The organism is Nocardioides cavernae, assembly GCF_013410035.1.
GTDB lineage: Bacteria > Actinomycetota > Actinomycetes > Propionibacteriales > Nocardioidaceae > Nocardioides > Nocardioides cavernae_A.
In genome coordinates, this window is the sequence record NZ_JACCBW010000002.1 from 1460920 (window position 1) to 1479625 (window position 18706).

Consider the following 18706-nt stretch of genomic DNA (forward strand, 5'->3'; position numbering starts at 1 on the left):
ATCCCGTTGGGCGCGGGCCGCGGCGCTTGGCACGATGGGGCCGTGCCCGAGCTCGTCCTGCCGACCCCGTCCGTCCGCGAGTCCTTCCTGGAGGCGATGGACGAGTTCGTCGCCGAGGGCGTGGAGCTCAGCCAGACGGCGGCCTGGATCGACCACCACGCCCCCGGATGGACGGAGCCGGACGCCTTCGCCGCGTTCGTCGACGCGGTCCGCGCCGACGCCCTCGACGAGACGCCGCGGCTGGAGTGGCACGTGCCGTGCACGACGCTGTGGTGGGTCGACGGCGACGCCTACATCGGTCGGCTCGCCATCCGGCACGTGCTCAACGACTTCCTCCTCGAGGTGGGCGGCCACATCGGCTACGACGTACGCCCGACGCGGCGACGCGAGGGCCACGCCACGCTGATGCTGCAGCAGGCCCTGCCGTGGGCGCGCGAGCTCGGCATCGACCCGGCGCTGGTGACCTGCGACCTCGACAACGTCGGTTCCGTCCGGGTCATCGAGGCGGCGGGCGGCGTGCTGGAGGACGTGCGCGGCGTGAAGCGGCGCTACTGGGTGCCGACGTCCTGAACCGGCAGCGGGGACGCGGGCCGCCGGGTCCGGGTGGCCGCGCCGACCCCGACCACCGCCACGACCAGTCCGACGAGCTGGGCCGGCGAGAGTGTCTCGTCGAGCACCAGCCACGCGAGCACCGCGGTGACCGGCGGGCTCAGGAAGAACAGGCTGGCCGCCGCACCCGAGCCGCCGCGCAGCACCAGCAGCGACAGCAGCACCAGGCCGACGATCGAGTTCACGATCGCGAGGAAGAGCACGGCGACGAGCGCCTGCCGCCCGTCGGTGACCGGCCAGGCGCCCTCGGTCGTCCAGCCCAGCACCAGCAGGGGCGGCGCCGAGACGGCGAACTGGACGGCCGCCGACCACAGCAGGTCGGGCTGCGCTCCGATCCAGCGCTGCCCGAGGGTGCCGAGGCTGAGGGTCAGCATGCTCACGCAGCCGACGAGCACCGCCACCGGTCCGCCCGCGTGGCCGAGGTCGGAGCCGAGCACGAGCAGTACGCCTGCGACGCCGACCACGAAGCCGACGACCTGGACGGCGGAGACCCGCTCACCGAGGAGCGCCGCGGCCAGCAGCGCGGTCAGCACGGGGCTCAGCGCGTGGAAGAGCGAGGCCAGGGTGGCGCCCAGGCCGAAATCGAACGCGACGTACATCAGCCCGAACTGCAGGCCGTTCATCACCAGGCCCACCGCCGCCACCCGGCCCAGCGTGGCCCGGTCCATGCGGGAGGGGCGCCGCAGCGCGAGGGCCAGGCCGACGGCGAGCACGGCTGCCAGGACGAACCGCCACCCCAGGACCGAGAACGGCGCCGCGGCGTGGACCGCGGCGGGGCCCGAGATGTAGCCCGACGACCACACGAGCACGAAGGCTGCGGCCGGGACCAGGGGCAGGCTCGTTCCGGTCCGCTGGGCCACGCCAGCACGCTAGCGTCCGGTCATGGAGCCGGTGGTGGCGGGCGGGACGGGCGCGACGGCGCCGCTGCGGCGGCTGTGGCTGCTCGCGGGTGCGCTGCTCGTCGTCGGCGTGGCCGTCCCCGGGGGCGGCGGCGTGCTGGCGGCGCCCGGGCTGTTCGTCCTCGCCGTCGCCGGCGGCGTGACCGCAGCGCGTGGCCGCTCCTCGGGCCGTCTCCTCGCCCTGGCGTGGGCGGTGCCCGTGGTGCCCTCGCTCGCCCTCGTCGCGCTGACCGCCTGGCTCGTGGTCGCCGGAGCCGACCCCCTGGCCGTCGGCCTCTTCACCGCGCTGGCCGGTGCGCTCGTGGTGGGGACGTGGGCGGTCTTCCTCGTCGCCCTCCTCGTCGAGGCGGCCCGCGGGCGTCGCCGGTTCGGTGCGGCACGGCCCGCGTGGAAGAATGACCCGACCCCGCCGTCGTACTCCTGAAAGCAGTCCGTGAGCCTCAAGAACGCGCCCCAGCCTGGCTCGACCGACCCGTCGATCATCCGCAACTTCTGCATCATCGCGCACATCGACCACGGCAAGTCGACCCTGGCCGACCGCATGCTGCAGCTCACCGGCGTGGTGGACGAGCGGGCGTCGCGGGCGCAGTACCTCGACCGGATGGACATCGAGCGCGAGCGCGGCATCACCATCAAGTCGCAGGCCGTGCGGATGCCGTGGACCGTCCCGGACGGCAACGCCGAGGGCGCCGAGCCCGGCACCTACGTCCTCAACATGATCGACACCCCGGGCCACGTCGACTTCACCTACGAGGTCTCGCGCTCGCTCGAGGCCTGCGAGGCGGCGATCCTGCTGGTCGACGCCGCCCAGGGCATCGAGGCCCAGACGCTGGCCAACCTCTACCTCGCGATGGCCGCCGACCTCCACATCATCCCCGTGCTCAACAAGATCGACCTCCCGAGCGCCAACGTCGAGAAGTACGCCGCCGAGCTCGCCGGCCTGGTCGGGTGCGAGCCCGAGGAGGTGCTGCTGACCAGCGCCAAGACCGGCGTGGGCGTCGAGTCGCTGCTCAACGAGATCGTGAAGCAGACCCCGCCGCCGGTGGGCGACGCGGACGCCCCGGCCCGCGCCCTCATCTTCGACTCGGTCTACGACACCTACCGGGGCGTGGTGACCTACGTCCGCGTCGTCGACGGCAAGCTGAGCCACCGCGACCGGATCAAGATGATGTCGACCAACGCCGTGCACGAGATGCTCGAGGTCGGCGTGATCAGCCCGGAGCCCGTCAAGGCCGGGGAGATCGGCGTCGGCGAGGTCGGCTATCTGATCACCGGAGTGAAGGACGTGCGCCAGTCGCGGGTGGGCGACACCGTGACCTCCCAGCACCACGGCGCCACGGAGTCGCTCGGCGGCTACAAGCACCCCAACCCGATGGTCTACGCCGGCCTCTACCCGATCGACGGCGACGACTACCCGACGCTGCGCGACGCGCTGGAGAAGCTGCAGCTCAACGACGCCGCGCTGACCTACGAGCCCGAGACCTCCGGCGCGCTCGGCTTCGGCTTCCGCTGCGGGTTCCTCGGCCTGCTCCACATGGAGATCACCCGCGACCGGCTCGAGCGCGAGTTCAACCTCGACCTGATCTCGACCGCGCCCAACGTGGTCTACGAGGTCGCCCTCGACGACGGCACCGAGGTCGAGGTGACCAACCCGAGCGAGTACCCCGACGGCAAGGTCGCCGAGGTCCGCGAGCCCGTCGTCAAGGCGACGATCCTCGCGCCGTCCGACTACATCGGCACGATCATGGAGCTGTGCCAGCTCAAGCGGGGCAACCTGCAAGGGATGGACTACCTCTCCGAGGACCGCGTCGAGATGCGCTACACGCTGCCGATGGGCGAGATCGTGTTCGACTTCTTCGACCAGCTGAAGTCGCGCACCAAGGGTTATGCCTCGCTCGACTACGAGCGTTCGGGCGAGCAGGCCGCCGACCTGGTGAAGGTCGACATCCTGCTGCAGGGCGAGCCGGTCGACGCGTTCAGCGCGATCGTGCACCGCGAGGCGGCCTACTCCTACGGCGTGATGATGGCGGGCAAGCTCAAGGACCTCATCCCGCGCCAGCAGTTCGAGGTGCCGATCCAGGCCGCCATCGGTGCGCGCGTGATCGCCCGCGAGACCATCCGCGCGATCCGCAAGGACGTCCTCGCCAAGTGCTACGGCGGTGACATCAGCCGCAAGCGCAAGCTGCTCGAGAAGCAGAAGGCCGGCAAGAAGCGGATGAAGAACATCGGCTCGGTCGAGGTGCCGCCCGAGGCCTTCGTCGCCGCCCTCGCCACGACGCAGCCGGCGGAGAAGTCCGGCAAGAAGTGACCGCTCGGACGGTTCGGTCGGCGGACGTACCCCCGCAGCCGTGGGCCAACGGCGGCGGCACGACGCGTGAGCTGGCCGTGGCCGACGACGGCGCCTGGCGGGTCAGCCTGGCCGACGTCGACCGCGACGGGCCGTTCTCGACGTTCGCGGGGCGCCTGCGTGTGCTGACCCTCGTCGAGGGTCCGGTCCTCGACCTGACCGTCGACGGCGAGCCGCACGTCGTGGAGCCGCAGCGACCGTTCGCCTTCCCCGGCGCCGCGACCGTCGTCGCGTCGGTGCCGGAGGGGCCGGTCCGCGTCCTCAACGTGGTCGTCGACCCTGCCTCGGTCCAGCCGTTCGTCACCGTCCTCGAGCTCGGGCGCTCCTCGTCGCTCCCGCTCGCGGACGACCAGGCGGCGTACGTCCTGACGGGCGAGCAGGCCGGCAGCCTCGTGGTCGGCCCTGGCGAGGTCGCCGGCCGCTGCACGGTCGCCGTCGTCACCCTCGAGCGCGACTGACCGGTCGGCGGAACCGCGCGAGCGCCCCGGCCGTCCACCCGGCATGACACCGTCGAGGTCGTGCGCCGTGGTGGTGGTCGTCGCGGCTGCGCTCCTCTCCGGGTGCGGTGGCCAGGAGTGCGAGAACGGCGCGGACGTCGTCAGGGAGGTGGGCGCCTCGCTCGTCGTCGAGGCGGCCGCCGGCCCGGACGGCGAGACGGTCCCAGTGGTCGAGCTGTCGCACCTCCGCCTCGACGGCCGGCCGGTCGACCGACGCGGGCTGGTGTCGTCCCCGTACTCGCACGGGCTGTCCCTGGAGGGCGGTCGTGTCGTGTGCACCGTGCCGTGCGGGTTGTCGGGCACGGCCGGCCGGTGGCGGTTCCGGGTGACCGGGAAGGACGCGGGCAGCGCGCAGGTGTACGCCCTCGGCGCCCCGAGGACCAGCCCCAACGCGTGCAGCCCGCCACGCGGACGTGTGCCGACGGTGACGCCGCGCCTCGGGCCCGGGACCGGTTCCTGAGGGGGTGCTGGACGCCGTCAGCCGGCAGCCGGCACCCACTCCGGGTCGCGGCCGAGCCGCGCCAGCAGCCGGTCCGACGGCGAGGCGTCGTCGGGCACCGGCACCGGCCCCGCGCACACGCCCTCGGAGTAGAGCGCGTCTCCCCAGCTGTCCGCGGTCCGGTGGAGGGCGGCCGCCTCGTCGTCGCTGACCGACCACGCCTGCCCGGTCGCCCGGGCGACGTCGGAGCCGTGGACGACGAGGTCCCAGCCGTAGAAGTCGGCCATCGTGGCGGCGATCGTCGTGCGCCCGAAGTAGCCGTCGTACTCCCGCTCGGCCACGCCGTCGCGGGACAGCACCTCCGCCACGGCGGCCGCGTGCTCGCGCCACGCGGCGCCCAGGTCCGCGAGGACCGGTGCGGGACCGGGGGACAGGTCCTGGCGCTCGAGGAAGTCGCGCTCGGTGGCGATCGCGTGCTCGACGACGTCGCGCACGGTCCAGTCGTCGCACGGGGTGGCGGCGTCCCACCGGCCGTCGGCGGCGTCGAGGATGGCGGCGAAGGCGTCGGCGCGGGCCCTGAAGCGGTCTGCACTCGTGGTCATGCCCCGACGATCGCAGGCGCGGTGTCGGTGGCGCTTGTGATAATCCGACACATGTCGGAGCAGACCGCACCGCGTCCGGTGGACCCGGTCGACCGGGCCCACCTCACGGGCGTCAGCCGGCCGTCCCCACCCATCCACCGCTACGCCCCGAGCGCCCACCTCGTCGACCTGGTCGAGCGCTACTGGATCCCGGTGTGGTCCCTCGCGGAGCCCTCGACCCAGAGCACGCTCCAGCACCCCGTGTGCCTCGTCGTCGTGAGCGACACCTACGCCCGGCTCTACGGCGTCACCCGCGGCCGCTCCAGCGTCACGCTCGAGGGCGACGGCTGGGCGGTCGGCACCATGCTCACACCCGGGGCGGGACGCCTGGTCCTCGGACGCCCGGTCGCCGACCTGACCGACACGTGGACCGACCTCGACGACCTGCTGCCCGACGGGCGCCTCGTGGAGCAGGTGCGCGCGGCGATGGCGACCGACCCGCACGCGCCGGCCGCCCACCTCGCCGCCATCGGCGCGGTCGAGGCGTGGCTCGCGACCCACCTGCCCGTCGACGACGCCGGTCTGCTCGTCAACCGGCTGGTCGACTGGCTGCGGGAGCACCCGGAGGTCACCCGTGTCGAGGAGGTGGCCCGCGAGCTCGGGATGTCCGAGCGCAGCCTGCAGCGCCTGGTGGAGCAGCGCATCGGCCTCAGTCCCAAGTGGCTGGTGCAGCGTCGCCGGCTGCACGACGCCGTCGAGGCGCTGAAGTCCGGCACGGTGGCGCTAGCGCAGGTGGCGGCCGAGCTGGGGTACACCGACCAGGCGCACTTCACCCACGACTTCCGCGCGGTGACCGGCATGACCCCGGGGGAGTACCTCCGCGACCAGCCCGGCGCGATGTCAACCAGCGGTTGACGTTTCGCGCGCGACGCGCGACGGTGGTGCCATGACGAACCTCGTGGGACACCTGCTCGTCGCCCTCGCCGTGACCGTCGTCGTCGGCGCGGTCTCCGGCGGTGGCTGGGCCTACTTCCTCACCGGCGCCGTCCTGGCCCTCTCGCTGTGGGTGATGCTCTTCGCCGGCTCGTACGCCGGTGCCCCTGCCTCTCGCGGCCGGACCTCGGCGCGCCAGTACGCCGTCGCAGCGGTCGCGGCCGTCGCGCTGGGCTGGGCGATGTACGTCGTGGGCGGCGGCGCCTCGTGGTGGGCGGTCGGCTTCATCATGGCCGGCGCGGTGGTGCCCGCCACCAGCGCCGCCGTCCGCGGCGCGGGTGCCGAGGACCGTGCGTGACGAGCGGCTGGACGACGTCCGCGCGGCAGCGACGTCGCTCCACCTCGCCGAGCGCGGGCTCGCCGACGCCGTACGCGCCGCCCGGGCCAACGGGCACAGCTGGGCCGCCGTCGGCGGGGCCCTCGGCACCTCGCGGCAGAACGCCTTCAAGAGGTTCGGGAGTCCCCGCGACCCGAGGAAGGGGGCCGGCACGCACCCCGCCGAGCGCAGCGGCCCGGTGACCGCCACCACCGAGCGCGTCTTCACGCTCGTCGACGGCGGCGCCTACGACGAGCTGCGCGAGCTGTTGCCCGACGACGTCGCCCGGGTCCTGACCCGCGAGGCGGTCCTCGGCACATGGGCCCAGGTGGTGGCCGAGACCGGCAACCTGGTCCGCTGCGAGGGCACCCGCGTCGAGCCCACCGGGGGCGAGCCCGCGGACGGCCCGGTGCTGGGCACGGTGGTGGGCGCCACCACCCTCGTCTGCGAGGCGGGGGAGTGGCACGGCCGGGTGGCCGTCGGACACGACGGCATGGTCCTGGGGCTGCTCGTCGTGCCCCTCGGCGCCGCCGGCCTGCCCTTCTGAGTCAGACGACCTCGCGCACCACGGAGACGTCCGTGACGGTGATGCCGAGTGCTGCCTCGAGGGCGGCGACCGGTACCTCGAGCTCGGCCTTGCGCGGCCGGCGGGTCCGCGCGAACCAGGTGACCTCGAGCGGACGTCGCCTCGCGGTCCCGGCAGCCCGCCAGAAGCCGGAGATCCGGCCGTCCACGAGCAGCGGCGGGAGCAGCATGCCGTTGGACTCGTTCCACAACCTCCGGTGGTGCTCCGGGGTGGCGAAGCGGTCGCGCGCCCTGGAGTCGTAGCCGCACAGCAGTGCGTCGAACTCCGGCAGCAGGCGTACGTCGGGCAGCTCGCGAGGCGGCGGCGCTCCGGGCAGGTCGACGTACGCCCGTCCTCGGGGGCCGTCCTCCTCGACGACGTCCAGCCCGTCGAGGCCCTCCTCCACCGCCCTGAGCGGGATCCCGGCCCACCACGCCACGTCCTGCCGCGACGACGGTCCGTGGGTGCGGAGGTGGTGGCGCACCACGTCGGCGAGCGTCGCCGGACCGGTGCGTTCGAAGGTGCCGTAGACCGGCTTGCCCTGTCCCTCCCACCTGTCCCCGGAGGCGGGCCGCCGGACCAGGGCCCCGTGGGCGAAGGACAGGTAGCGCCCGGGCCCGTCGGCGGCGGCCTCCAGCGACCCCGGCGCCCGGCGGGCGAGCCAGTCGTCGACGTGCGCACGCAGCTCGTCGGGGGTGCGCCAGGTGCGTGCGTACGCCTCGATCGAGGTCCACAGCTCGGCGAGGAGGTCCTCGGAGATCCCCAGCACCCGGGCCCACCGGCCGTGCTGCCCGACCCGCGTCGCCTCGGCGAGCACGGTGTACGCCTCCGGCGAGGCGGTGTGCACGGTGCCGCGGATCGTGCTGCCCCGCACGATGTCGCCGGCGGCGTACGCCTCGGTGACCTCGGCGTGCGTCGTGCCGGGGAACCTCGCCCCGAGCCCGATGAAGGCAGAGCGCGCGGTCTGGGTCTGGAGGTCGCCGATCGCGTGCACGCGGGCGGCGACGGTGCCGGGGTCGTCGGGGAACTGACGGGCCAGCGCCGCCCCCGCGAGGTCGTCCCAGGTGAGCGCCACGCTCAGCCGCGCGACCGGTCGCGCATCGGCCCGCCCGGACGGCCGTAGGACCCGGCGACGATCTCGGCGACCACCGACAGCGCGATCTCACCGGGGCCCTTGCCGCCGAGGTCGTGCCCGGCCGGCACGTGCAGCGCCGACACGTCGACACCCTCCTCCACGAGCTCGTCGAGCAGGCCTGCCGCACGGCGGCGGCTCGCCATCATCGCGACGTAGGACGCCTGCGACGCGAGGGCTGCTCGCAGGACGGTCGGCGCGTCCGGGGCGTCGTGGTCGCAGAGCACGACCGCGTCCCCCGGCTGGGGGTCGAGCCCGGGACCACCGTCGTCGTCGGGCTCCACGACGACCGTGCGCCCGACCGCGGAGGCGATGACGGCGATCGCGCGGGCGATGGGGTTGTCGCTGAGCACGAGGATCCGCCCGTGCCCGACCGCCTCGTCGGACCAGGGCTGCTGCCGCTGCGTCATGACGCTCACCCTAGGCTCGCGGGCGTGGCCGTCACCATCCCTGCAGCCCTGCGGGAGCCGCGCGGTACCGGTACGGGGTGGACCGACTGGCTGGACCGGCTGCCGCGGCTCGTCGAGGACCTGTTGGCCGGGTGGCACCTCACCCCGACCGCCGAGCCGCTGCACGGCTACGTCTCCCTCGTGGTCCCCGTCGACGACGCGGACGGGGTGGCCGGGGCGCTCAAGATCGGCTACGACGGCGACGACGAGTCGCTGCACGAGGGGCTCGCCCTCCAGCACTGGGGCGGACGGGGTGCCGTACGCCTGCGCCGGGCCGACCCGCGACGGCGCGCGCTGCTGCTGGACTGGCTGCCCGGGCCCGACCTGGGCGACGCCTGGGACGTGGAGGCGTGCGAGGCCGTCGGTGGTCTCTACCCCAGGCTGCACGTGCCCGCGATGCCGCAGCTCGCGACCGTGTCGTCCTCCGTGGAGCGCTGGCTGGCCCAGCTCGACGAGCTGGGCAGGGACGTCCCGATCCCGCGCAGGTACGTCGAGCAGGCGCTGTCGCTGGGTCGCGACCTCCTCGCCGACGACGTACCCCCGGTCGTGGTGCACGGCGACCTGCACTACGCCAACGTGCTGGCCGACGCCGCGGGGGACTGGCACGCGATCGACCCGAAGCCGATGGCCGGCGACGCGCACTACGAGCCGGCGCCGATGCTGTGGAACCGGATGGAGGAGCTGGGCGGGCCCCTCGCGGTCGGCTCGGTCCGCGACGGGCTGCGCCGCCGCTTCCACGCGCTCGTCGACGCCGGCGGGCTGGACGAGGACCGTGCGCGGGACTGGGTCGTCGTCCGGATGGTCGTCAACGCGTCGTGGACCGTGCAGGACGCGCGCGCAGCGGGCCGAGGGCTCGACGCCGACGAGCGGGACTGGATCACCCGCTGCATCGCGGTGACCAAGGCGGTCCAGGACTAGGCCGGTCCCGGCCGGACCCACCCGGCATGGGCCGAAAGTCGCATCTCGGGCGACTGGATCGCTCAAATGCGGTGGTTTGCTACCGCTCGGTAAACACCGTGATCTAGGTTACAGCCCAAGTCAGCAGCCCAGCCCCCGCTGTGTGGTGCGTCGCGCCACGCTCCGAGCATGAGTAGGTAACAGATGCCGATCACCATCGACACGACCTTCCTCGACACGATGCCGGCCAACGTGGCCGTCCAGTTCTTCGACCGCGTCGCCGCGTCCCCCGACAGCGAGGCCTTCCGCTTCCCGCGGGGTGAGGCGTGGGAGTCGGTCACCTGGAAGCAGGCGGGTGACCGGGTCGAGGCCCTCGCCGCCGGCCTGATCGCGCTGGGCGTCGAGCCCGAGCAGCGCGTCGGCATCGCGTCGGGCACCCGCTACGAGTGGATCCTCGCCGACCTGGCGATCATGTGCGCCGCCGGTGCCACCACCACCGTCTACCCGAGCACCAACGCCGAGGACACCGTCTACATCCTCGGCGACTCCGAGAGCCGCGTCGTCTTCGCCGAGGACGCCGAGCAGCTCGCCAAGCTGACCTCGCACCGCGCCGAGCTGCCCCACGTCTCCAAGGTCGTCGTCTTCGACGCCTCGACAGGCTCAGGACACGCGGCGGATCATCAAGACTGGGTGATCAGCCTCGACGGCCTGGCCGAGCTGGGCGCCGCGAAGCTCGCCGAGCAGCCCGACGTCGTCCGCACCACCTCCGAGGCGATCCGTCCCGACCAGCTCGCCACCTTGATCTACACCTCCGGCACCACCGGTCGCCCCAAGGGCGTGCGGCTGCGGCACTCGTCGTGGGTCTACGAGGGCGAGGCGATCCGCGCGCAGGGGATCCTGTCCGAGACCGACCTCGAGTTCCGCTGGCTGCCGATGGCCCACTCCTTCGGCAAGGTGCTGATGTCGACCCAGATGGCGTGCGGCTTCGCCGCCGCGATCGACGGACGCGTGGAGAAGATCGTCGACAACCTCGGCGTCGTGAAGCCGACCTTCATGGGCGCCGCCCCGCGCATCTTCGAGAAGGCCCACGGCCGCATCGTCACCATGCAGGCCGCCGAGGGCGGTGCCAAGGAGAAGATCTTCAAGAAGGCCTTCGAGGTCGGCCTCGAGGTCGAGCGCCTCAAGCGCGAGGGCAGGTCCGTCCCGCTCGGCCTCAAGGTCCAGCACGGCCTGTTCGACAAGCTGGTCTTCTCCAAGATCCGCGACCGCTTCGGCGGAAACGTGCGGTTCTTCATCTCCGGCGCCGCCGCGCTCAACCGCGACATCGCCGAGTGGTTCGGTGCGGCCGGCATCAAGATCCTCGAGGGCTACGGACTCACCGAGACCTCGGCCGGCTCGTTCGTCAACCACCCGGACCAGAACAAGTTCGGCACGGTCGGCCCGGTCTTCCCGGGCAGCGAGGTCAAGCTCGGCGACAACGACGAGATCATGATCAAGGGTCCCGGCGTGATGGACGGCTACCACAACCTGCCCGAGGAGACCGCGAAGACGCTGACCTCCGACGGCTGGCTGCACACCGGCGACAAGGGTGCGCTCGACGCGGACGGACACCTGGTCATCACCGGCCGCATCAAGGAGCTCTTCAAGACCTCCGGCGGCAAGTACATCGCCCCGCCCGCGATCGAGTCGAAGTTCAAGGCCGTGTGCCCCTACGCCAGCCAGTTCATGGTCTTCGGCGACGAGCGCAACTTCTGCGTCGCGCTCGTCACGCTCGACCCGGACGCCATGGCCGGCTGGGCCGAGGAGAACGGCATGAGCGGCAGGTCGTACACCGAGATCGTCCAGTCCGACGAGGTGCAGAAGATGGTCGGCGGCTACGTCGACGACCTCAACAGCCACCTCAACCGCTGGGAGACCATCAAGAAGTGGAAGCTGCTCGACCACGACCTCACCGTCGAGTCGGGCGAGCTGACCCCGTCGATGAAGGTCAAGCGCAACGTGGTCGAGGAGAACAACAGGGCCCTGATCGAGCAGATGTACGCCTGAGCGGGCGCTGCTGCTGAGCGGCGGGGCCGCGTGGTTGGATACCCGCGTGCCCCCCGCTCAGCCCGACGGCGACGTCGCCCCCGAGGACGGCCTGCTGCCCGACGAGGCGTGGGCCGAGTTCGGCAGCAGGCCCTTCGGCCTCTACGTCCACGTGCCGTTCTGCTCGGTGCGCTGCGGCTACTGCGACTTCAACACCTACACCGCCCACGAGCTCGGTGACGAGGTCGGCGCCAGTCGGTCCTCCTACGCCGAGGCGGCGATCCGTGAGATCCGCTTCGCCCGCCACGTCCTGGGCCACCGCGACGTGCCGATCGAGACGATCTTCTTCGGCGGCGGCACGCCGACGCTGCTGAAGCCCGCCGACCTCGGCGCGATCGTCGCGAGCGCCGCGGCGGAGTTCGGCCTGGTCGACGACGTCGAGATCACGACCGAGGCCAACCCCGACAGCGTCGCCGCGTGGGACCTCGAGGAGCTGCGCACCGCCGGCTTCAACCGGATCAGCTTCGGGATGCAGTCCGCCGTCGACCACGTGCTGCGCACGCTCGACCGCACGCACGACCCGATGCGTGTGCCGGCCGCCGTCGACTGGGCCCGCCAGGCGGGGTTCGACGACGTCAGCCTCGACCTGATCTACGGCACCCCGGGGGAGTCGCTCGCCGACTGGGAGACCTCGGTCGACGTCGCCCTCTCCTGCCGTCCCGACCACGTCTCGGCGTACTCCCTCATCGTCGAGGAGGGCACGGCCATGGGTCGCCAGGTCGCCCGCGGGGAGCTGCCGATGCCCGACGAGGACGACCTCGCCGACAAGTACCACCTCGTCGACGAGAAGCTGTCCGCCGCCGGGATGAGCTGGTACGAGGTGTCCAACTGGGCGACCTCGCCCGACCACTGGTGCCGCCACAACCTCCTCTACTGGACCGGCGGCCACTGGTGGGGCGTCGGTCCCGGCGCGCACTCGCACGTCGGTGGCGTGCGCTGGTGGAACGTCAAGCACCCCGCGGCGTACGCCCAGCGGCTGGCGCGTGGCGTCTCGCCGGCGCACGGGCGCGAGGTGCTGGGCTACCGCGACCAGAGGGTCGAGCGCATCCTGCTCGAGATCCGCCTGGTCGAGGGACTGCCGGTCACCGCCCTCGAGGCCACCGGCCGCTCCCACGTCGCCCGGCTCGTCGCCGACGGACTGGTGGAGCTCATCGCCGAGCGTCTCGTGCTCACCCAGCGCGGCCGGCTCCTCGCCGACGCCGTCGTGCGCGACCTCGTCGACTGAGCCCCCCAGAGGTGGTCGAGTGCCCGTGAGGGACGAGCGGGCGCATCGAGACCTGGTGGTCCGCGGGTCTCGACACGGGTCGGCCAGTCCTTCGCTTCGCTCAGGTCTGGCCGAGCCCTGCTCGACCTCCCGACCTCGTCAGCCCTTCGCTCCGCTCAGGGCTGGGTCGTGAAGTCGATGAGCTCCTCGACCCGTCCGAGCAGCGCGGGCTCGAGGTCGGCGTAGGAGGACACCCGGCCGAGGATGTGCTTCCAGGCGCGGGCGATGTCGGCCTGGTCGCGGTGCGGCCACCCGAGCTGCTGGCAGGTGCCGGTCTTCCAGTCGATCCCGCGGGGGACGGACGGCCAGGCGGGGATGCCGAGCCGGTCGGGCTTGACCGCCTGCCAGATGTCGATGAACGGGTGGCCCACGACCAGGACGTGCGCGCCGATGGGGGAGCGGGCGATGCCCTGCGCGATCCGTTGCTCCTTCGACCCGGCGACCAGATGGTCGACCAGGACGCCGACCCGGCGGTCCGGTCCGGGCCGGAAGTCGCGCAGGTGCTCGGCCAGGTCGTCGACGCCGCCGAGGTACTCGACCACCACGCCCTCGACGCGCAGGTCGTCGCCCCAGACCTTCTCGACCAGCTCGGCGTCGTGGCGGCCCTCGACGAAGATGCGGCTGGCGCGGGCGACGCGGGCGCGGGCGTTGGGCACGGCGACCGAGCCGGACGCCGTACGCGTGGGGGCTGCGGGAGCGCCGCCGCGCACCGGGCGGGTGAGGATCACCGGCTTGCCCTCGAGCAGGAACCCGGGGCCGAGCGGGAACGTACGCCGCTTGCCGCGCCGGTCCTCCAGCGTGAGCGTGTCGATGTCACGGTCGACCGCTACGACCTCGCCGCACCAGTCGGTGGTCACCTCCTCGACCACCATGCCGATCTCGGTCGGCACCTCGACCGCGCGACCCCGGGCGGGGACGCGCCAGTCGCCGGACAGGACGTCGGTTCCGTAGCGATCGTGAGGCACCGGGATACGTTAGGCGCCGGGCGAGACGAATCCGGGGGTGGCACGCCGTGCGGCGACGGACCAGGGCGACGCAGCAGAGGGACATCGCGCGGTCCTTCGGCGGTCGCAGCGGGTTCGCGTCCGAGGAGCTCGACCGCGGCGACCGGCCGCCGGAGCAGATGAGCCGCGCCGAGCGCACCCTGGCGTGGTGGCAGTGGTCCGACTCCAGCAACCACTTCGAGGACTACGCCGACGCGGACCACCACCGACTCGACCGCCTGCTGCCGTCGGCCGAGCTCCTGGTCGCCCTGGCGATCGTGCTCGTGTTCGTCGGGGCGTACGCCGGCTTCATCGCCTACCTCGCGCTGACCCGCTGACCGGGGCTCAGCCCTCGGCGACGCCCGAGCCCTCGGCGCCCTCGCCGCTGTTGGCGCCGCCGCCGGTCTCGCCGGACTCGTCCGACTCGTCGCCGTCCTCGCGCTCGGACTCCACCGGAGGGTTGCCGAGGTCCTCCTGCGTCGCGTCCATCTCCAGCTCGTCCTGGTCCTTGGTCTCCTCGGCGTCCGGGTCGAGGGGTTCGGCGAGCGGGTTGTCCTCGCCGGGCTGGAGGTCCTCGGGCAGCTGGTCGTCGGAGATGCCGCTCATGCTGGCGTCGTCCGGCGCTGCGCTGTCCCCGGAGTGGTCGGAGTCCGCCGGGCTGGTGCCGCTCGACGCCTCGGGGGTCTCGCTCGGGTCCTGCTGGGATCCGTTGTCGGTCATGTCCCAGTCCTACCGACCGGAGGCGTCGCCGGACCAGCCCCCGAGGGGTGGGGTCAGCAGAGGCCGGCGTGCAGGTGCGTGCGCAGGGCCGCGCCGAGCTCCTGCGGGGTGGACGCCCGCCGGAGGAAGTCCAGGCGCTGGGTGTGGGCGCCGGAGTCGTCGAGCCAGGCGACCTCGACGCCGTCGGGGTCGACCGCGCGGAGGCTGGCCGCGAGGAGCGTGCGCAGCGGCAGGCCGAAGGTCGAGGCCGTCGCGGTGCGCAGCTCACGCTCGTGCGCCTCGTTGGCGTGCTCGGCGGTGCGCTGGAGGTAGCCCTGGTTGAGGACGTGGCTCCCGTCGCGGAACTCGTCGAGGTCGACCTGGATGGCGAGCGTGCCCCGCAGGAGGGTCACCTCGGCGAGGTCGACGGCCACGAGCGCCCTCGTGTCCCCGCAGCACGCGCAGCCCGAGCCGCGCTGGGCCAGCCGGCCGCGCAGGACGAGGCCCAGGCCCCGCTCGCGCGACGACCGGTGGCCCAGTCCGCTGCTCACCTCGACGACGCCCTCGGCACCGGTGTGGGCACCTGCGACGAGCGCGGAGCCCTGCGCGGCGCTGAAGACCGGTGCGCCGTGGACGTCGGTGGTGACCTCGTAGCCCTCCTCCTCGAGCGCCGGGCTCGAGTCGTCGACGCGCAGCGTGATCGAGCGCGGGCAGGACAGGACGCTGCGTGCGATCAGTGCTGTCTCTGCTGGGGTCACGGCCGCCTCCGTCATTAGGTAAGGCAAGCCTAACCCGAGGTGGGGTCGTCAGACCAGCGGGAGCCGCCTCTGGCTGCGCGGGAGGTGCTCGTAGCCCCGTCGCACGGCGCTCTCGAGCAGCCGCGGGTCCCACGGCCACTCGCCCTGGGCGAGCGCCTCGGACTGCGGGACCCCGCGCGAGGCGAGGTCGCGGATCGTCTCGGCGATGACGCCGAGGTCGACGCGCTGGTCCTGCACGAACGCCTTGTCGACCACCTGGCCGTGCCCGGGGACGACGACCGTGCGGTCGGTCATCAGGCCGAGGACCAGGTCGAGGGTCGTCGGCCACTCGAGCGGGAAGGAGTCGTCGCCGATGGACGGCGGGTCCGACTCCTCGACGAGGTCGCCGCCGAGCAGCACGTCGGCGTCGGGGATCCGGACGACCAGGTCGCCGGCGGTGTGACCGCGGCCGGGGTGGATGAGCTCGACGGCCCGGTCGCCCAGGTCGAGCTGCACGGCCGAGGAGAACGTGTGCGTCGGGAGGTGCAGCGTGGTCGCCAGCACCTCCTCGCGGCGCGGGTCGTCGCCGATCTGCGCGTAGTGCTCGAAGGTCCGCGTCGCCGACTCCTCGACGTGGTCGCGCGCCCAGTCGGTCGCGTGGACGGGCATCTCGCCGAACTCCTCCACCATCGTCGCGTTGCCGAAGTGGTGGTCCCAGTGCTCGTGGGTGTTGACGAGCCCGGTGAGGGGGCCGGCGCCCAGGCGGCGTACGTCGTCGGCGACGACCCGCGCCTGCGCGGCCGAGCCGTGCGTGTCGACCATGAGGAGGCCGTCCGACCCGCCGACCAGGACGATGTTGACGTGCATCCACTCGTAGTGCGCCACCCAGACCCGCGGCGCCACCTCGATGAAGTCGGGCATGCTCCGGACCCTACGGGCTGCTAGTAGAGTTGGCACTCCCGTCAGACGAGTGCCAGAACCGGTCCAACGAGAGCCCAGCGAGGAGGTCCCCGTGGTCGACGACCGCAAGCTCGACGTGCTGCGCGCGATCGTGGAGGACTACGTCGCCACCGAGGAGCCGGTCGGCTCCAAGGCCCTCGTGGAGCGGCACGGTCTCGGTGTCTCGCCGGCCACGGTCCGCAACGACATGGCGGTGCTGGAGGAGGAGGGCTACATCCACCAGCCGCACACCAGCGCGGGCCGCGTGCCCACCGACAAGGGCTACCGGCTCTTCGTCGACAAGCTCGCCACGCTCAAGCCGATGAGCGCCGCCGAGCGGCGGGCGATCTCGACGCTCCTCGACGGTGCCGTCGATCTCGACGACGTGGTGCAGCGCTCGGTGCGGCTGCTGAGCCAGCTGACCCGCCAGGTCGCGATCGTGCAGTACCCCTCGCTGTCGCGGTCCACGGTCCGTCACGTCGAGCTCGTCGCCCTCACCCCGACCCGGGTGATGGTGATCCTGATCCTCAGCACGGGCCGTGTCGAGCAGCGCCTCGTCGAGCTCGACGAGCCGGTCCCGGACACCGACCTCGCCGAGCTGCGCGTGGCGATCAACCAGGCCAGCTCCGGCGTGCAGATCGCCGCCGCCGCGTCCGCGCTGGCTGCCCTGCCCGACGCCGTACGCCCGGAGCAGGCCGCCTCGACCGGCGCCGTCGTCGGCGTCCTGGTCGAGGCCATGTCGGACCACCGCAGCGACGAGCGCGTCGCGGTGAGCGGGGCCGCCAACCTCGCCCGCTACGGCGACTTCGACACCGCGGTGCGCCCGCTGCTCGAGGCGCTCGAGGAGCACGTGGTACTGCTCAAGCTGCTGGGGGAGTCGGGCGTCGACGCGCTGACCGTGCGCATCGGGCACGAAGGCCCCTACTCCGAGCTCGCCGCCACCAGCGTGGTGGCCACGGGCTACGGCCCGCAGGAGCTCCACCTCGGATCCCTCGGCGTGGTCGGACCGACCCGCATGGACTACCCCGGATCCATGGCAGCCGTGCGCGCGGTCGCGCGCTACGTCTCCCGGATCCTCGATGAAGGAAACCAGTGACCCAGGACCCCTACGAGATCCTCGGCGTCTCGCGTGACGCCAGCGCCGACGAGATCAAGAAGGCCTACCGCAAGCTCGCGCGGCAGCTGCACCCGGACGTCAACCCCGACCCCGAGACGCAGGAGCGCTTCAAGGACGTCTCGCGCGCCTACGAGGTGCTGAGCGACCCGGGCAAGCGGGCGGCGTACGACCGTGGCGGCGACGCCTTCAGCCAGGGCTTCGGCGGTGCCGGCCAGGGCTTCAGCTTCACCGACATCATGGACGCGTTCTTCGGCGGCGGTGCGGCCGGCGGACAGGGCCGGGGGCCGCGCTCGCGGGCGCGCCGCGGCCAGGACGCCCTGATCCGCCTCGACGTCGAGCTCGCCGAGGCGGCCTTCGGCGTGACGCGCGACCTCAAGGTCGACACCGCGCTGCGGTGCGAGGCGTGCGAGGGCGAGGGCACCGCGCCCGGCACCTCGCCCGTCACGTGCGAGACCTGCCACGGCCAGGGCGAGGTCGCGGTCGTGCAGCGCTCGTTCCTCGGCGAGATCCGGACGCTCCGCCCGTGCGCGGCCTGCCGGGGCTTCGGCTCGATCATCCCCGACCCCTGTCGCGAGTGCTCCGGCGACGGCAGGGTCCGCTCGCGCCGCACGCTGACGGTCAAGATCCCCGCGGGGGTCGACCACGGGACGCGCGTCCAGCTGACCGGTCAGGGCGAGGTCGGCCCCGGTGGCGGGCCCGCCGGCGACCTCTACGTCGAGATCCACGTCGAGCCGCACCCGACGTTCACCCGCAACGGCAACGACCTCCACACGACCGTGTCCCTGCCGATGACGGCGGCGGCGCTCGGCACGCAGCTCACGCTGCCGCTGCTCGAGGCCGACCTGCCGCAGTCCGCCGACACCGCGGACGGCGAGAAGCCGGCGACGACCTACGACCTCGACGTGCGCGCCGGCACCCAGTCGGGGAGCGAGCAGGTGATCCGCGGCTTCGGCGTGCCGAGCCTGCGCGGCGGCCGCGGCGACCTCGTGGTCAGCATCGTCGTCGACACCCCGACGCGCCTCGACCCGCGCCAGGAGGAGCTTCTCCGCGAGCTGGCGGCGATCCGCGGCGAGGAGACGCCCACCGGGCAGGCCGAGGCGCCGCACAAGTCGATGTTCGGTCGACTGCGCGACGCCTTCCAGGGATAGGCCGGGGCTG

General features: G+C 73.0%; 22 protein-coding genes. 14 read left to right on the plus strand and 8 right to left on the minus strand.

Going from position 1 to position 18706, the window contains the following annotated elements; genetic code table 11:
• The first annotated feature begins 42 nt into the window (after positions 1–42).
• Entirely contained in the window at positions 43–570 is a 528-nt protein-coding gene (locus tag F4692_RS14580; protein WP_179620314.1) for a GNAT family N-acetyltransferase, read from the plus strand.
• Here the strand turns inward: F4692_RS14580 and F4692_RS14585 are convergent.
• The gene (locus F4692_RS14585) at positions 549–1469 is read right to left on the minus strand and encodes a DMT family transporter (RefSeq protein WP_179620315.1); all 921 of its coding nucleotides are present in this window, start codon (positions 1467–1469) and stop codon (positions 549–551) included. The two genes, F4692_RS14580 and F4692_RS14585, sit on opposite strands and share 22 nt — an antisense overlap.
• Before the next feature lie 22 nt (positions 1470–1491).
• Between F4692_RS14585 and F4692_RS14590 the strand changes: the two genes are divergently transcribed.
• The 4 genes from F4692_RS14590 to F4692_RS14605 are packed head-to-tail and all read left to right on the plus strand — an operon-like array spanning position 1492 to position 4812.
• Positions 1492–1932, plus strand: coding sequence for a hypothetical protein (locus F4692_RS14590; protein ID WP_179620316.1), 441 nt, complete (start codon positions 1492–1494; stop codon positions 1930–1932).
• Between the two features lie 9 nt (positions 1933–1941).
• Complete coding sequence (gene lepA, locus F4692_RS14595) at positions 1942–3816, plus strand: translation elongation factor 4 (RefSeq protein WP_179620317.1); 1875 nt, start codon at positions 1942–1944, stop codon at positions 3814–3816.
• Positions 3813–4313: a HutD/Ves family protein gene (locus F4692_RS14600; protein WP_179620318.1), complete on the plus strand. Its 501-nt coding sequence runs from the start codon at positions 3813–3815 to the stop codon at positions 4311–4313. Before lepA ends, F4692_RS14600 begins: the two co-directional genes overlap by 4 nt.
• 43 nt (positions 4314–4356) lie before the next feature.
• Entirely contained in the window at positions 4357–4812 is a 456-nt protein-coding gene (locus F4692_RS14605; RefSeq protein ID WP_179620319.1) for a hypothetical protein, read from the plus strand.
• Between the two features lie 17 nt (positions 4813–4829).
• Here the strand turns inward: F4692_RS14605 and F4692_RS14610 are convergent, their stop codons facing one another.
• Positions 4830–5393, minus strand: a complete 564-nt coding sequence (locus F4692_RS14610; RefSeq protein WP_179620320.1) for a TIGR03086 family metal-binding protein — start codon at positions 5391–5393, stop codon at positions 4830–4832.
• Positions 5394–5444: 51 nt separating this feature from the next.
• On the opposite strand from F4692_RS14610, the gene F4692_RS14615 reads away from it, so the two are divergent.
• From F4692_RS14615 to F4692_RS14625, 3 genes are read left to right on the plus strand one after another with little or no spacing between them, the layout of a single operon-like run.
• The gene (locus F4692_RS14615; protein ID WP_179620321.1) at positions 5445–6287 is read left to right on the plus strand and encodes a helix-turn-helix domain-containing protein; all 843 of its coding nucleotides are present in this window, start codon (positions 5445–5447) and stop codon (positions 6285–6287) included.
• A 31-nt stretch (positions 6288–6318) separates the two neighbouring features.
• Positions 6319–6663 (plus strand): hypothetical protein, encoded by a 345-nt coding sequence (locus tag F4692_RS14620; protein ID WP_179620322.1) that lies wholly within the window; start codon positions 6319–6321, stop codon positions 6661–6663.
• Positions 6656–7228: a DUF3887 domain-containing protein gene (locus tag F4692_RS14625; RefSeq protein ID WP_218858426.1), complete on the plus strand. Its 573-nt coding sequence runs from the start codon at positions 6656–6658 to the stop codon at positions 7226–7228. Before F4692_RS14620 ends, F4692_RS14625 begins: the two co-directional genes overlap by 8 nt.
• A gap of 1 nt (position 7229) precedes the next feature.
• On the opposite strand, the gene F4692_RS14630 is transcribed toward F4692_RS14625, so the two are convergent.
• Together F4692_RS14630 and F4692_RS14635 are read right to left on the minus strand one after the other, a co-directional pair.
• Positions 7230–8321, minus strand: coding sequence for a DNA glycosylase AlkZ-like family protein (locus tag F4692_RS14630; protein ID WP_179620323.1), 1092 nt, complete (start codon positions 8319–8321; stop codon positions 7230–7232).
• A 2-nt stretch (positions 8322–8323) separates the two neighbouring features.
• Positions 8324–8788, minus strand: a complete 465-nt coding sequence (locus F4692_RS14635; RefSeq protein ID WP_179620324.1) for an XdhC family protein — start codon at positions 8786–8788, stop codon at positions 8324–8326.
• A gap of 24 nt (positions 8789–8812) precedes the next feature.
• Between F4692_RS14635 and F4692_RS14640 the strand changes: the two genes are divergently transcribed.
• The 3 genes from F4692_RS14640 to hemW all read left to right on the plus strand — a co-directional run bounded on the left by F4692_RS14640 (position 8813) and on the right by hemW (position 13034).
• Positions 8813–9745, plus strand: a complete 933-nt coding sequence (locus tag F4692_RS14640) for an aminoglycoside phosphotransferase family protein (RefSeq protein ID WP_179620325.1) — start codon at positions 8813–8815, stop codon at positions 9743–9745.
• A 183-nt stretch (positions 9746–9928) separates the two neighbouring features.
• Positions 9929–11770, plus strand: a complete 1842-nt coding sequence (locus F4692_RS14645; RefSeq protein ID WP_179620326.1) for an AMP-dependent synthetase/ligase — start codon at positions 9929–9931, stop codon at positions 11768–11770.
• Between the two features lie 46 nt (positions 11771–11816).
• Complete coding sequence (hemW, locus tag F4692_RS14650) at positions 11817–13034, plus strand: radical SAM family heme chaperone HemW (protein WP_179620327.1); 1218 nt, start codon at positions 11817–11819, stop codon at positions 13032–13034.
• A 155-nt stretch (positions 13035–13189) separates the two neighbouring features.
• Here the strand turns inward: hemW and F4692_RS14655 are convergent, their stop codons facing one another.
• Positions 13190–14038, minus strand: coding sequence for a DUF3097 domain-containing protein (locus tag F4692_RS14655; RefSeq protein WP_179620328.1), 849 nt, complete (start codon positions 14036–14038; stop codon positions 13190–13192).
• A 47-nt stretch (positions 14039–14085) separates the two neighbouring features.
• Between F4692_RS14655 and F4692_RS14660 the strand changes: the two genes are divergently transcribed.
• A complete protein-coding gene (locus F4692_RS14660; RefSeq protein WP_179620329.1) occupies positions 14086–14394 on the plus strand; it encodes a hypothetical protein in 309 nt (102 codons plus the stop codon).
• A gap of 7 nt (positions 14395–14401) precedes the next feature.
• Here F4692_RS14660 and F4692_RS14665 read toward each other — a convergent pair whose 3' ends face one another.
• The 3 genes from F4692_RS14665 to F4692_RS14675 are packed head-to-tail and all read right to left on the minus strand — an operon-like array spanning position 14402 to position 16413.
• Positions 14402–14776 carry a hypothetical protein gene (locus F4692_RS14665; RefSeq protein WP_179620330.1) on the minus strand — a complete coding sequence of 125 codons (375 nt, stop codon included), beginning with the start codon at positions 14774–14776 and terminating at the stop codon, positions 14402–14404.
• 53 nt (positions 14777–14829) lie between these two features.
• Positions 14830–15513: a hypothetical protein gene (locus tag F4692_RS14670; protein WP_179620331.1), complete on the minus strand. Its 684-nt coding sequence runs from the start codon at positions 15511–15513 to the stop codon at positions 14830–14832.
• 48 nt (positions 15514–15561) lie between these two features.
• The gene (locus tag F4692_RS14675; protein ID WP_179620332.1) at positions 15562–16413 is read right to left on the minus strand and encodes an MBL fold metallo-hydrolase; all 852 of its coding nucleotides are present in this window, start codon (positions 16411–16413) and stop codon (positions 15562–15564) included.
• Between the two features lie 91 nt (positions 16414–16504).
• Between F4692_RS14675 and hrcA the strand changes: the two genes are divergently transcribed.
• Together hrcA and dnaJ are read left to right on the plus strand one after the other, a co-directional pair.
• Positions 16505–17527, plus strand: a complete 1023-nt coding sequence (gene hrcA, locus F4692_RS14680) for a heat-inducible transcriptional repressor HrcA (RefSeq protein ID WP_179620333.1) — start codon at positions 16505–16507, stop codon at positions 17525–17527.
• Positions 17524–18696, plus strand: a complete 1173-nt coding sequence (gene dnaJ / locus F4692_RS14685; protein ID WP_179620334.1) for a molecular chaperone DnaJ — start codon at positions 17524–17526, stop codon at positions 18694–18696. The genes hrcA and dnaJ overlap by 4 nt, the downstream gene beginning before the upstream one ends.
• Positions 18697–18706 lie beyond the last annotated feature (10 nt).

Coding starts and splice junctions, on each gene's coding strand:
- F4692_RS14610 (WP_179620320.1), bottom strand. CDS start 5,393: ATGACCACGAGTGCAGACCGCTTCAGGGCCCGCGCCGACGCCTTCGCC.
- F4692_RS14665 (WP_179620330.1), bottom strand. CDS start 14,776: ATGACCGACAACGGATCCCAGCAGGACCCGAGCGAGACCCCCGAGGCG.
- F4692_RS14675 (WP_179620332.1), bottom strand. CDS start 16,413: ATGCCCGACTTCATCGAGGTGGCGCCGCGGGTCTGGGTGGCGCACTAC.
- F4692_RS14615 (WP_179620321.1), top strand. CDS start 5,445: ATGTCGGAGCAGACCGCACCGCGTCCGGTGGACCCGGTCGACCGGGCC.
- F4692_RS14635 (WP_179620324.1), bottom strand. CDS start 8,788: ATGACGCAGCGGCAGCAGCCCTGGTCCGACGAGGCGGTCGGGCACGGG.
- F4692_RS14605 (WP_179620319.1), top strand. CDS start 4,357: ATGACACCGTCGAGGTCGTGCGCCGTGGTGGTGGTCGTCGCGGCTGCG.
- F4692_RS14645 (WP_179620326.1), top strand. CDS start 9,929: ATGCCGATCACCATCGACACGACCTTCCTCGACACGATGCCGGCCAAC.
- F4692_RS14590 (WP_179620316.1), top strand. CDS start 1,492: ATGGAGCCGGTGGTGGCGGGCGGGACGGGCGCGACGGCGCCGCTGCGG.
- F4692_RS14620 (WP_179620322.1), top strand. CDS start 6,319: ATGACGAACCTCGTGGGACACCTGCTCGTCGCCCTCGCCGTGACCGTC.